Source organism: Rhodoplanes roseus (genome assembly GCF_003258865.1).
Taxonomy (GTDB): Bacteria; Pseudomonadota; Alphaproteobacteria; order Rhizobiales; family Xanthobacteraceae; genus Rhodoplanes; species Rhodoplanes roseus.
This window is the reverse complement of sequence record NZ_NPEX01000170.1, coordinates 1-13172: the sequence shown is the minus strand read 5'-3', so window position 1 is coordinate 13172 and position 13172 is coordinate 1. Positions and strand designations below refer to the sequence as shown.

The 13172-nt window shown below is 72.0% G+C and carries 5 protein-coding genes and 1 pseudogene; 5 read left to right on the top strand and 1 reads right to left on the bottom strand.

Features of this window, described 5'->3' with window-relative positions:
* The 4 genes and pseudogenes from CH341_RS20685 to CH341_RS20670 form a co-directional block, all read left to right on the top strand.
* Positions 1-3897, top strand: a 3897-nt coding sequence (locus tag CH341_RS20685) for an autotransporter-associated beta strand repeat-containing protein (protein ID WP_111420874.1), incomplete at its 5' end; no start/stop codon positions are given.
* A 273-nt stretch (positions 3898-4170) separates the two neighbouring features.
* Positions 4171-6255, top strand: a pseudogene (locus tag CH341_RS36245) (beta strand repeat-containing protein); the annotation flags it as partial.
* Between the two features lie 730 nt (positions 6256-6985).
* The gene (locus tag CH341_RS35985; protein WP_170149737.1) at positions 6986-7870 is read left to right on the top strand and encodes an autotransporter outer membrane beta-barrel domain-containing protein; all 885 of its coding nucleotides are present in this window, start codon (positions 6986-6988) and stop codon (positions 7868-7870) included.
* 85 nt (positions 7871-7955) lie between these two features.
* The gene (locus CH341_RS20670) at positions 7956-9236 is read left to right on the top strand and encodes an O-acetylhomoserine aminocarboxypropyltransferase (RefSeq protein ID WP_111420871.1); all 1281 of its coding nucleotides are present in this window, start codon (positions 7956-7958) and stop codon (positions 9234-9236) included.
* Between the two features lie 48 nt (positions 9237-9284).
* On the opposite strand, the gene CH341_RS20665 is transcribed toward CH341_RS20670, so the two are convergent.
* Positions 9285-11243 (bottom strand): sensor domain-containing diguanylate cyclase, encoded by a 1959-nt coding sequence (locus tag CH341_RS20665; RefSeq protein WP_111420870.1) that lies wholly within the window; start codon positions 11241-11243, stop codon positions 9285-9287.
* Positions 11244-11442: 199 nt separating this feature from the next.
* Between CH341_RS20665 and CH341_RS20660 the strand changes: the two genes are divergently transcribed.
* On the top strand, positions 11443-13008 hold the full coding sequence (locus CH341_RS20660) for a caspase family protein (RefSeq protein ID WP_111420869.1): 1566 nt from the start codon (positions 11443-11445) through the stop codon (positions 13006-13008).
* Positions 13009-13172: the final 164 nt, after the last annotated feature.

The following is a 13172-nucleotide window of genomic DNA, read 5'->3' as shown; positions in this document are numbered from 1 at the left end:
GGCCAGAATCTGATCATCACGCTCGGCGCCGGCGGATCGATCTCCGGCGGGCTGTCGGGGACCGGCGTGCGCGCCGACGCGCTTCGGCTCTCCGGCTCCAGCAGCCTGAGCTTCGCCACGGCCGGCACGGCCGCCATCACGGGCGGCATCCAGGCCACCGGAACCCTGACCTTCGACCAGGGCGCCGGCATCGACGCGACCGTCGCCAACACGATCAGCGGCTCGGCCGCGATCGTGAAGGCCGGCGACGGCATGATCACGCTGACCGGCGCCAACACCTACACGGGTGGCACCACCATCTCGGCCGGCACCCTGGCGTTGAGCGGCGCCGGCAAGCTCGGCGCCAACGGCAACAGCCTCACCGTGAACGGCGGCACGGCGACGCTCGATCTCGGCGGCACCACCCAGACCCAGAACGGCGGCGTCACGCTCACCGCGGGCACCATCCAGAACGGCACCCTGTCGTCGTCGGGCACCTTCGCGCTCCAAGCCGGCACCGTCTCGGCCGTCCTGGCGGGCAGTGGCGGGGTGGTGAAGAGCGGCACCGGCACCACCATCCTGGCCGGCGCCAACACCTACACGGGTGGCACCACCATCTCGGCCGGCACCCTGCAGATCGGCGACGGCGGCACCACCGGCTCGATCACCGGCAACGTCGCCAACAGCGGCACGCTGGCGTTCAACCGCTCCGACGCGCTCACCTTCGCCGGCATCATCTCCGGTTCCGGCGCGGTCGGCCAGATCGGCACCGGCACCACGATTCTCACTGGCGCCAACACCTACACGGGCGGCACCACCATCTCGTCCGGCACGCTGCAGATCGGCAATGGCGGCACCACCGGCTCGATCGCCGGCGACGTCGTCAACGACGGCACGCTGGCGTTCAAGCGCTCCAACACCACGACCTTCGGCGGCGTCATCTCCGGTTCCGGCGGGGTCAGCCAGATCGGCACCGGCACCACGATTCTCACTGGCGCCAACACCTACTCGGGCGGCACCACCATCTCGTCCGGCACGCTGCAGATCGGCAATGGCGGCACCACCGGCTCGATCACCGGCGACGTCGCCGACAACGGCACGCTGGCGTTCAAGCGCTCCGACACGACGACCTTCGGCGGCGTCATCTCCGGCACCGGCGCGGTCGGCCAGATCGGCACCGGCACCACCATCCTCACCGGCGCCAGCACCTACACGGGCGGCACCATCATCTCGGCCGGCACCCTGCAGATCGGCGACGGCGGCACCACCGGCTCGATCACCGGAAACGTCGCCAACAATGGCGCGCTGGCGTTCAATCGCTCCGACACGACGACCTTCGGCGGCGCGATCTCGGGCAGCGGCAGCGTGACCCAGAGCGGCACCGGCACCACCATCCTGGCCGGCGCCAACACCTACACGGGCGGCACCACCATCTCGGCCGGCACCCTGCAGATCGGCGATGGCGGCACCACCGGCGCGATCGCCGGCAACGTCGCCGACAGCGGCACGCTGGCGTTCAACCGCTCCGGCGCGCTCACCTTCGCCGGCATCATCTCCGGCTCCGGCGGGGTCAGCCAGACCGGCACCGGCACCACCATCCTCACCGGCACCAGCACCTACTCGGGCGGCACCACCATCTCGTCCGGCACGCTGCAGATCGGCAATGGCGGCACCACCGGCTCGATCACGGGCGACGTCGTCAACGACGGCGCGCTGGCGTTCAAGCGCTCCGACACGACGACCTTCGGCGGCGTGATCTCGGGCACCGGCAGCGTGACCCAGAGCGGCACCGGCATCACCATCCTCACCGGCACCAACACCTACACGGGCGGCACCACCATCTTGTGGGGCGCGCTGCAGATCGGCGACGGCGGCACCACCGGCTCGATCACCGGCAACGTCACCAATTACGGCGCGCTGGGATTCAATCGCTCCGACACGATCACGTTCGCCGGCGACATCAGCGGCGGCGGCAGCGTGCTCCAGCTCGGCAGTGGCACGACCATCCTGACCGGCACGGTCGACGCCAAGGACTACGGCGCCGTCGTCTCGAACGGCACGCTGCAGATCGGCAACGGCGGCACCACCGGATCGTTCACCGGCGACATCACCAACAATGCCGCGCTGGTGTTCGACCGCAGCGACGCGACCACCTATGCGGGCTCCGTCGGAGGCGCCGGGACCCTCACCCAGGCCGGCACCGGCACGCTCACGCTCACCGGCATCCACATGTACACGGGCGCCACCAGGGTGAGCGCCGGCGCCCTGGTGGTCGACGGCTCGATCGAGACGTCGAGCGGCCTGACCGTCGATGCCGGCGCGCGGGTCGGCGGCACCGGCACGCTGCCGACGTCGGTGATCAACGGCACGCTGTCCCCCGGCAACTCGATCGGCACCATCACGGTCGCCGGCAACCTGACCTTCGGGACCGGCAGCACCTATGCGGTCGAGGTGTCCCCGACCACGGCCGACCGCACCAATGTCACGGGCACGGCGTCCTTGACCGGAGCCACCGTGCAGGCGGTGTACCAACCGGGCACCTATCTGGCCAACCAATACGTGATCCTGTCGGCTGCGGGCGGCCTGAACGGCACCACCTTCTCGGGCCTCGTCGGCACCGTGCCGGCGGGCTTCTCGGCGGCGCTGAGCTACGGCACCAGCGACGTGACGCTCGACCTCACCGCGGCGCTCGGCATCACCGCCACCGACACTCTCGGCGGCGATCAGCGCCGTGTCGCGACCGCGCTCAACAGCTGGTTCAACAGCGGCGGCAGCCTGCCGCCCGCCTTCGTTTCCGTGTTCGGCCTGGGCGGCACGACGCTGCGCACCGCGCTCTCGCAGATGTCCGGCGAGGCGGCGACCGGCGCCCAGACTGCGGCGCTGCAGTCGACCGGCTCGTTCCTGAACCTGATGCTGGACCCGTTCGTGGCGGGACGCGGCGGCGCGGCCGGCGCGGCCGGCCCGGCGCTGGCTTTCGCGGGCGAGACCGCCGGCGGTGTGTCGGGCGAAGCCGCCCGGGCCTACGCCAAGGCCATGCCGGGGGTCTACACCAAGGCGCCGCCGGCTACGGTCTACGCGCCGCGCTGGACCGTATGGGGCGCCGCCTATGGCGGGCGCTCGACCGTCGACGGCAATGCCGCGATCGGCAGCCACGATCTCGACAGCCGCGCCTGGGGCATCGCGGCCGGCGCCGACTATCGGCTGTCCGCCGAGACGCTGCTCGGCTTCGCGCTCGCCGGCGGCCAGACCCGGTGGTCGACCGGCGGCTTCGGCAGCGGCAGCTCCGACGTCGTCCAGGCCGGGCTCTACGGCTCGCATCGAGTCGGGCCGGCCTTCGTCTCGGCCACGCTGGCCTATGCCTGGCACGACGCCACCACGACCCGCAGCGTCACCGTGGCGAGCCCGGAGACGCTGGAGGGCCGCTTCCATCCGAACGTCTTCGCGGCCCGCGTCGAGACCGGCTGGCGCCTCGGCGGGCCGACGCTCGGCCTCACCCCCTATGCGGCCGGTCAGGTGCAGGCGGTGCGGATGCCGGCCTTCGCGGAGACCGCGGCCTTCGGGGCCGGCAACTTCGGCCTCGCCTATGCCCAGGAGACCGTCACGGCGCCGCGCAGCGAGATCGGCGCCTGGGCCGACACGCGCTTCTTTTTCGCCGAGGGCGAGCTGATCCTGCGCGCCCGCGCCGCCTGGGCGCACGACTTCAAGACCGACCGCAGCCTGACGCCGACCTTCCAGGCGCTGCCCGGCGCCAGCTTCGTCGTGACGGGGGCGACGGCCGACGCCAACCTCGCCCTCGTCTCGGCCGCCGCCGAGTGGCGCATCGCGTCCGGCGTCGCCGTCATCGCCAAGGTCGACGGCGAGCTCGGCGACACCAGCCGCACCCTCGCCGGCACCGGCACGCTCCGCGTCTCCTGGTGAGGCGGGCGGCGGCCTGTGTCCCTCTCCGCCAGCCGTATCGCCGCGGCCCGGGCCCGCTTGGCTGTTCGGCCGATGTTACCGGCGCGACACAGGCCAGAAATCTCCGTATCTGGCAATCAAGTCCAATTCTGAATGCAACTGAAATTGTCGAAATATTTCCGGGCCGTAAACGCGCGCTGGGCCGACTGACGGCCGCGTCCGGCATTCTTGACCATAAACAGCACGTTTGTACCGTAACTCTGGATTGATCCGAGCTAACCCGAGGGGGCGAGAATGGCCGCACGCGCAGGAGTCACGGCCGGCGGCTCTGCTGCGCGGCCCTTCGGCCCGCGCAACGGGCAGCCGGGCCGCGGCCGCCGACGATCCATCCTTCTGGCCGGCACGGCGCTGGCCGGCGTCTTCGCGGTGCTCACGGCCGAACCTGTCCTGGCCGATGGCGGCGCCGGCGGCCGATCCGGCAACGTCAATTTGCCCGGCGGCAGCGGCGGCACGGGATTCAGTGGCGCGGCCGGGTCCGACGGAGGGGGCGGTCCGATCTCCTCCGCCGGCAGCGGCGGCGGAGGCGGTGGCGCGGCTGGCGGGGGCGCCGGCGGCTCGAGTGGACAGACGCAAAACTTGCCGGGCCGCTCCGGCGGGACGACACCCGGCCAAGACGGCTTGGACGGCGTCGACGACACGTTTCCGAGCGGCGGCGGTGGCGGTGCCGGCGGTGCCAACGGCGCCACGGTGGCTGCACCTTCCTCCATCACCTCGGACGTGACGGGCCAGACCGGCGGCAATGGCGGAAGGGGCGGCAGCGGCGGCAACATCGGCGCCGGCGGCGGCGGCGGCGGCGCCGGCGGATACGGCGTCATCGTCACCGGCACCGGCACGATCAGCAACACCGCCACCATCCTGGGCGGCGCGGGCGGTAACGGCGGCGCGGGTGGCACCGGTGCCTTCGTGAGCGGCTTCGGTGGCAGCGGCGGGGACGGCGGCGTCGGTCTTCTGGCGACCGGGGCCGCGACGATCGTCAATTCCGGCACGATCGCGGGCGGTCAGGGGGGCTCTAGCGGCTTATCCGGGGGAAATGGTGGCGGCAACGGCCAAGGTGGTCTCGGCGGCGTCGGGATCGTCGGCGCCGACCTGACCATCGTCAACAGCGGCACGATCTCCGGCGGGCTGGCCTTCAACGGCTTGGGAGCGCGCGCCGACGCCATCACGCTCACGGGCGGCACGAATTTTCTCACCAGCAACGGCGGCACGCTGACCGGCGGCATCGGCATCACGGGCAGCCTGACGCTCTTGCAGACGACCGCCGGCGGAGCCACCGGCAGCGCCTCCTATGCCAACGTCTTTTCCGGAAGCGGCGCCCTGATCGTCGACACCGACGCGGGAAAGTCCGTCACTCTCACCGGCACCAACACCTATTCGGGCGGCACCACGATCGACGCCGGCACGCTCGAGATCGGGAGCGGCGGCACGCTGGGGACCGGCGCCGTCGTCGACAACGCCGCGCTGGTCTTCAACGCGTCCGGCGCCCTCTCCGTCGCCAACGCGATCAGCGGCAGCGGCACGCTGCAGCAGCTCGGCTCCGGCACCACGACGCTCACCGGCGCGCTCTCCTACACCGGCCTCACCACCGTCTCGGCAGGAAAGCTGGTGCTCGGCGACACCACCCATTCCGTCACCTTGCCGGGCGACGCGACGGTGGGCAGCGGCAGCACTCTCGCCCTCGCCAACGGCTCGCTCGGGACCGGCACGATCACCACCAGCGTCGGCGCCGGACTCGTGGTCGGCACGACAGCCGGGCTGACCGCGACGGTCGGCAGCGCGACGGTCCTCAACGGCGGCACCACCGCGTTCCAGAATTCCGGCAGCGCCGGCACGGCGACCCTCACCAACACCGGGCTGGTCGACTTCGCCGACACGTCGACCGCGGCGAGCGCCCAGATCACCAACAACGGCAGCGGGCTTCTGCAATTCCGCAACGCCTCGACCGCCGGCAGCGCCACCATCACCACGAATTCGGGCGCCCCCGGCGGCGTGCTGGACGGCGCCGGCACGATCTTCAGCGGCAGCGCCAGCGGCGGCACCTCGCGGCAGATCGTCAATGCCGGCGGCCTGCTGGACATCACCGCCTCGAATGCCGGCGTGACGATCGGCTCGCTCGAAGGCGCCGGTCTGGTCGGGATCGGCGGCAAGATCCTCACGGTCGGCGCCAACGATCTCACCACCACGTTCTCCGGCGTGATCCAGAACCTCGGCAATCAGCCGGGCAGCGGCAGCCTTGCCGGCGGCCTGACCAAGATCGGCACCGGCACGCTGACGCTGTCGGGCAACAGCACCTACACGGGCGCGACGACGGTCTCGGGCGGGTCGCTGATCATCGACGGCTCGATCGCCGCCTCCAGCGGGCTCGTCGTCGATGCCGGCACGCTGGTCGGCGGCACCGGCGCGCTGCCGAGCGCCACCATCAGCGGCACGCTGTCGCCCGGCACCGGCACCGCGATCGGCACGCTCACGGTCGCCGGCAATCTGAGCTTCGTCGCCGGCAGCACCTACCGGGTCGACGTCTCGCCGGCGTCGGCCGACCTCACCACTGTCACGGGCACGGCGACGCTCGCCGGCAGCGTGTCGGCGCTGTTCCAGGCCGGCACCTACATCGCCCGCAACTACGTGATCCTGTCCGCCGGCGGCGGCCTCGGCGGCACCACCTTCACGAGCCTGTCGACCACCGCCCTGCCGGCCGGCTTCGTCTCCAGCCTGAGCTACACCACGACCGACGTGCTGCTGAACCTCACCGCGGTGCTCGGCGCCGGCCAGGGGCTCGCCGCCAACCCGCAAGCCGTCGCCGGCGCGCTCAACGCGTATTTCAACGGCGGCGGAGCCCTGCCGCCCGCCTTCGCGACCGTCTTCGGCCTGAGCGGCGCACCGCTGGGTGCCGCCCTGACGCAGCTCTCGGGCGAGCCGGCGACCGGCGCCCAGACGGCGGCGCTGCAGTCGACGAACTCGTTCCTGGGCCTGATGCTCGATCCGTTCGTGGCCGGCCGCGGCGGGCGAGCCGTCCGGCATGCCGTCGGAGGCGGCGCGCGCCTACGCCCGGGCGATGCCGGGCCTCTACACCAAGGCGCCGCCGGCCCAGGCCGACGCGCCGCGCTGGACCGTCTGGGGCGCCGCCTATGGCGGGCGCTCGACCGTCGACGGCAATGCCGCGGTCGGGAGCCACGATCTCGACAGCCGCGCCTGGGGCATCGCGGCCGGCGCCGACTATCGCCTGTCCACCGGGACGCTGCTCGGCTTCGCCCTCGCCGGCGGTGAGACGAAGTGGGCGACCGGCGGCCTCGGGAGCGGCAGCTCCGACGTCTTCCAGGCCGGCCTCTACGGCTCGCACCGCTACGGCCCCGGCTTCGTCTCGGCGGCCCTGGCCTATGCCTGGCACGATGCCACCACGACCCGCAGCGTCACCATCGCTGGCCCGGAGACGCTGGAGGGGCGCTTCCATCCGCAAGTGTTCGCGGCGCGGCTGGAGACCGGCTGGCGCTTCGGCGGCCCGACGCTCGGCTTCACCCCCTACGCGGCCGGCCAGGTCCAGGCGCTGCGCATGCCGGGCTTCTCGGAGACTGCGACCTTCGGGGCCGGCAACTTCGCCCTGTCCTATGCGGACGAGACCGTGACGGTGCCGCGCAGCGAGCTCGGCGCCTGGGCCGACACGCGCTTCCTCACCGGCTCGGGCGAGCTGATTCTTCGCGGCCGGGCCGCCTGGGCGCACGACTTCAAGACCGACCGCAGCCTGACGCCGACCTTCCAGGCCTTGCCGGGCGGCAGCTTCGTCGTCACCGGGGCGACCGCCGACGCCGACCTCGCCCTCGTCTCGGCCGCCGCCGAGTGGCGCATCGGCCCGGGCATGGCCGTGATCGCCAAGGTCGACGGCGAGCTCGGCGAGACCAGCCGCACCCTCGCCGGCACCGGAACCTTGCGCGTCACCTGGTGAGGTGCGTCGGGGCGCCTTGACGCCCCCCGACGGTGGGCTACACCGGGCGGAGCGATTTTCCGCCATCTGGCCTCACGGAGCACCCATGACCGACCGCCAGCCCGGCTTTTCCACGCTCGCCATCCACGCCGGCGCCCAGCCCGACCCGACCACCGGGGCACGGGCGACGCCGATCTACCAGACCACCTCCTACGTGTTCGACAGCGTCGACCACGCGGCCTCGCTGTTCGGCCTGCAGGCCTTCGGCAACATCTACACGCGGATCACCAATCCGACGAACGCCGTGCTGGAGGAGCGCGTCGCCGCCCTGGAGGGCGGCACCGCGGCGCTCGCGGTCGCCTCGGGCCACGCCGCCCAGATGCTGGTGATGCACGCGCTGATGACCCCGGGCGACGAGTTCGTCGCCTCGAAGAAGCTCTATGGCGGCTCGATCAACCAGTTCAACCACTCGTTCAAGAACTTCGGCTGGAACGTGGTGTGGGCCGACCCGGACGACCTCGCGAGCTTCGAGCGCGCCGTGTCGCCGAAGACCAAGGCGATCTTCGTCGAGTCGATCGCCAATCCGGGCGGGGTGATCACCGACATCGCCGCCATCGCCCAGATCGCCCGCCGCGCCGGCGTGCCGCTGATCGTCGACAACACGCTGGCCACGCCCTATCTGTGCCGGCCGATCGAGCACGGCGCCGACATCGTCGTGCACTCGCTGACCAAGTTCCTCGGCGGCCACGGCAACTCGATCGGCGGCATCATCGTCGACGGCGGCAGCTTCAACTGGTCGCGCGAGCGCCGCTATCCGATGCTGTGCGAGCCGCGGCCCGAGTACAACGGCATCGTCCTGCACGAGACCTTCGGCAACTTCGCCTTCGCCATCGCCTGCCGGGTGCTGGGCCTGCGCGACCTCGGTCCGGCGCTCTCGCCGTTCAACGCCTTCCTGATCCTCACCGGCATCGAGACGCTGCCGCTGCGCATGCAGCGCCACTGCGACAACGCCCTGACGGTCGCCGAATGGCTGTCGCGGCATCCGCGCGTCGACTGGGTGAGCTATCCGGGCCTGCCCGGCGACCGCTATCACAACCTGGCGAAGACATACGTGCCCAAGGGCGCCGGCGCGGTGTTCACGTTCGGGCTGAAGGGCGGCTACGACGAAGGCGTGAAGCTGGTGTCGAACGTGAAGCTGTTCTCGCACCTCGCCAATATCGGCGACACCCGCTCGCTGATCATCCACCCGGCCTCGACCACGCACCGCCAGCTCTCCGACGCCCAGAAGGTGCAGGCCGGCGCCGGCCCGGACGTCGTCCGCCTGTCGATCGGCATCGAGGACGCAGCCGACATCATCGCCGACCTGGAGCAGGCCCTGGCGGAGTGATTCCGACGCGCGATCGCGATCCCGCGGAACGCGCCGGCGGCAGACACCTCACGCCGCGTCGATACGGTCGCGGCGGGGCGTTCCGGTGAAGCGCGGGGCGTGGCCGGCCCAGCAGACGCCGTTGCGGCCCTGCGCCTTGACCCGGTACATCGCCTGGTCGGCGGCGTGCAGCAGGGCCTCGATGCCGTCGCCGTCCTCGGGCGCCAGGGCGACGCCGAGGCTGGCGCCGATCTCGACCGTCTGCCCGTCGATCCGATACTCCGAGGTCACCGCCTCGAGCATGCGCCGGACCAGCGCATCGCAGGTCTCGCCGTCGCGCGCCCGCAACGCCAGCACGGCGAACTCGTCTCCCCCGAGCCGGGCCGCGACGTCGCCCTCGCCCAGGCAGTCGCGCAACCGGTGGGCGACCCGCCGCAACAGCTCGTCGCCGGCCGGATGGCCGTGGAAGTCGTTGACCTGCTTGAAGCGGTCGAGGTCGACGCTGATCACCGCGAAGGGCTCGCCGCGGCTGCGCTGGCGATCGAGCGCATGCTCCAGCTTGGAGCGGAACAGCGTGCGGTTGGCGAGGCCGGTGAGCGGATCGTGCAGCGCCATGTAGGCGATGCGCCGCTCGCTGGCGCGCCGCTCGGTGATGTCCGTGTAGGTGCGCACCATGCCGCCGTCCGGCGTCGGCACGCAGCTCACCTCGATGGTCTGGCCGGTCGGCCGGGTGCGCTCGAACACGGCCGGCACGGCGTCGTGCGGCAGCGGAAAATGCGAGTACTCCGACAGGTCCGTGTTGACGAGCTCGCACCGCGCCCCGAACTCGCCGAGGCGCCGCATCTCGGCGACCACGTCGCGGAAGCTCGGTCGCTCGGCGAGCGTCGCCTCCGGCACGCCGAGCATCTGGGCGGCGCGGCCGTTCACCACCACGACGCGGCCGTCGCGGTCGACCATCAGGATGCCCTGGGAGATGTTGTCGAGCGTCGCGGCGAGCTCCCGGGAGGTGCGCCGCGCCACCGCCTCGCTCTCCATCAGGGCCGCGCTGGTGCGCGCCAGCGTCAGGCGCTGACGGACCGCGAAGGCCACGGCGATCAGGATGATCAGCGTCAGCCCGGCGGCGACCGCGGCGTAGAGCTTGGCGTAGCGGGCGTTGTCGGCGAAGGCGTCGGCCGCCGCGACCGAGGCGTAGACCACCAGCGGCAGGCCGGTGACGGCGCGGTAGGACACGAACCGCATCCTGCCGTCGATCGGGCCCGGCGCGATCACCGAGCCCTGCGGCACCGTGGCGCTCTGGTGTAGCGACGGCCACGACGCGACCGAGCGCCCGGCCAGCAGCGCCCCGGTGCCGGAGCCGGCCCGCACGATTCCGTCGGTGCCGACCAGCACGATGGAGCCGCCGGGACCGACGTCGATCGAGCGATAGAACTCCTGAAAATAGCCGGCGTCGAGCGACGCCACCAGGACGCCCAGGAAGGTGCCGCCCGCGGTCCGCACCGAGCGCGAGAGCTGGATCGACCACCGGCCCGAGACCCGCCCGAGCACCGGCGGGCTGATGTCGGGGACGTCGCCGTCGCGGTCGCGGTGCACCTGGAAATGGCGACGGTCGGAGAGATCCAGCGGGGGCGTCACCGGCCCCTGGCTGCTCATCCGCAGGAACCCGTCGGGGCCGATCAGCGAGAGCTGAAGGGCGACGCCACCCTCCGGCACGGCGATCCGGGCGAAGGCATGCAGGTCGAAGCCGGCGGGGTCGCTCGCGATCCCGGCCCGGGCGAGCCGCAGGATGTGGTCCGGCGCCTGGATCGAGCGGACCACGTGCTCCTCTACGACCCGGGCGAGGTTGCGGGTGTCCTGGAACGCCAGCGCCTGCAGCTTCTCCCGCTCCAGGCCGAGCTGATAGCCGATGCCGATCCACAACAGCGCGATGGTGAGCGCACCGAGCGCGGTCGCCGGCTGGAACAGGCATCGAACGGTCGTGGAAGAGCAGACGCCGCTCCACCCCGACCGAAAGGAATTCCAGAACCTCATGACGGCGGTTCTAGCCCGCCCGGCTTGCGACTCCCTTACGGAGACACGTCCGGAACAGCGACGAGTTTATCGCTTTTTTGCAGGCACTTTCTCCCCGGTCCGATGACGGCTCGTCAACCCTGCCGGCCTCCGCCGAGCCGGGCTTCGCGCCGCGCCGGGATGCGCTATCCTGTCCGCCGCTCCGGTCCGGGGATAGTCCATGCGATCCCGTCTCCTCACGCAATTCGCTCGTCTGGTCGTGCTTCTGGCGCTCGCGGTGTCGCTGCCGACGGCGGCCGGCGCGCAGGAGCGCGTCGCGCTGGTGGTCGGCAACGGCGCCTATCGCAACGCCACCCCGCTCGCCAATCCGCCCAACGACGCGGCCGACGTCGCGGCGGCGCTGCGGCGCATCGGCTTCACCGTGATCGAGGGCCGCGATCTCGACAAGCGCGGCCTGGAGGACCAGATCCGCGCCTTCGGCCGCGCCCTCGACGGCGCCTCGGTGGCGCTGTTCTTCTATGCGGGCCACGGCCTGCAGGTGGCGGGCAAGAACTATCTGGTGCCGGTCGACGCCAAGCTGGAGCGTCCCGGCGACCTCTCCTTCGAGACCATCGATGTCGGCCAGGTGCTGGGCCAGATGGAGGCGGAGCCGCGCGTCAATCTGGTCTTCCTCGACGCCTGTCGCGACAACCCGCTGGCCCGCTCGCTGGCGCGCTCGCTCGGCACCCGCTCCGCCTCGGTCGGCACCGGCCTCGCCTCGATCCACAGCGCGGTCGGGACGATGATCGCCTACGCCACCCAGCCCGACAACGTCGCGCTCGACGGCGACGGGCGCAACAGCCCGTTCACGACGGCGCTGTTGAAACATCTGCCGACGCCCGGCCTCGACGTCGCCGTGCTGATGCGGCGGATCCGCTCCGACGTGGTCGCCTCGACCCGCCAGAAGCAGGTCCCGTGGGACCACTCCTCGCTGATCGGCGACGTCGTGCTGGTGCCGGGCAGTGGAGCGGCGCCCTCCTCCGCGGCCGTCGCGCCACCGGTGACGCCGCCGGTCGCCGGGCCGCCCGTGACGGCGTCGCCGACCGCCGCCGACCGCGCCCAGGACGCCGATATCGCCTACTGGAACTCGGTCAAGGACACGGGCGACGTCGCCCAGCTCAGGAGCTATGTGACGGCCTTCCCGGCCGGCACCTTCGTGGCGCTGGCCCATCTCCGCATCCTCGAGATCGAGGCCCGCGCCGGCCGGCCCGGCGACGATCCCCGCAGCAAGCTGTCGGCGCTCGAGCCGGGCGGCGGCGTCCCGCCCCGCCCCCGTGCGCCGCGGGAAAACTGCGCCAGCCGCGCGGCACCGGCCGGCAGCGATCTCTACTGCGCCAGCTCGGTGCTGGAGCCGCAGCTCGGCAGCACCTACGGGGTCCGCAACCTGTTCGGCGATCCGGGCGCCGCCTGGGTGGAAGGCGCGAGCGGCGACGGCACCGGCGAGTGGGTGACGGTGGCGTTCGACGCCGAGCGGCTGGTGCGCGGCGTGGTCGTCAACAACGGCTACGAGAAGAGCACGGATCTCTACGTCAAGAACGGCCGGGTGCAGACGCTGCGCGTCGTCTTCTCGACCGGCGAGACCCGCACCGTCACGCTGCAGGACCGCCTCGGCCCGCAGACCGTCACGTTCGACCGCCCGGTCAAGGCACACTGGGTGCAGCTCGTCATCGACCGCACCTATCGCGGCACCCGCTACACCGACACGGCGATCTCCAAGCTCTCGGTGACCTCGGAGCGGGCGCGGTAGCGAGCGCCGGAGAGGCACGACCGCGCGGCACCCTCTCCCACCGTCATGCCCGCGCTCGTCGCGGGCATCCACGTCTTTCAGCGGTGCGGCACCGCAGGCGTGGATGGCCGGGACAAGCCCGGCCATGACGAGAGCCGGTGGTGTCGCGCGCCCTCCCTCACCGC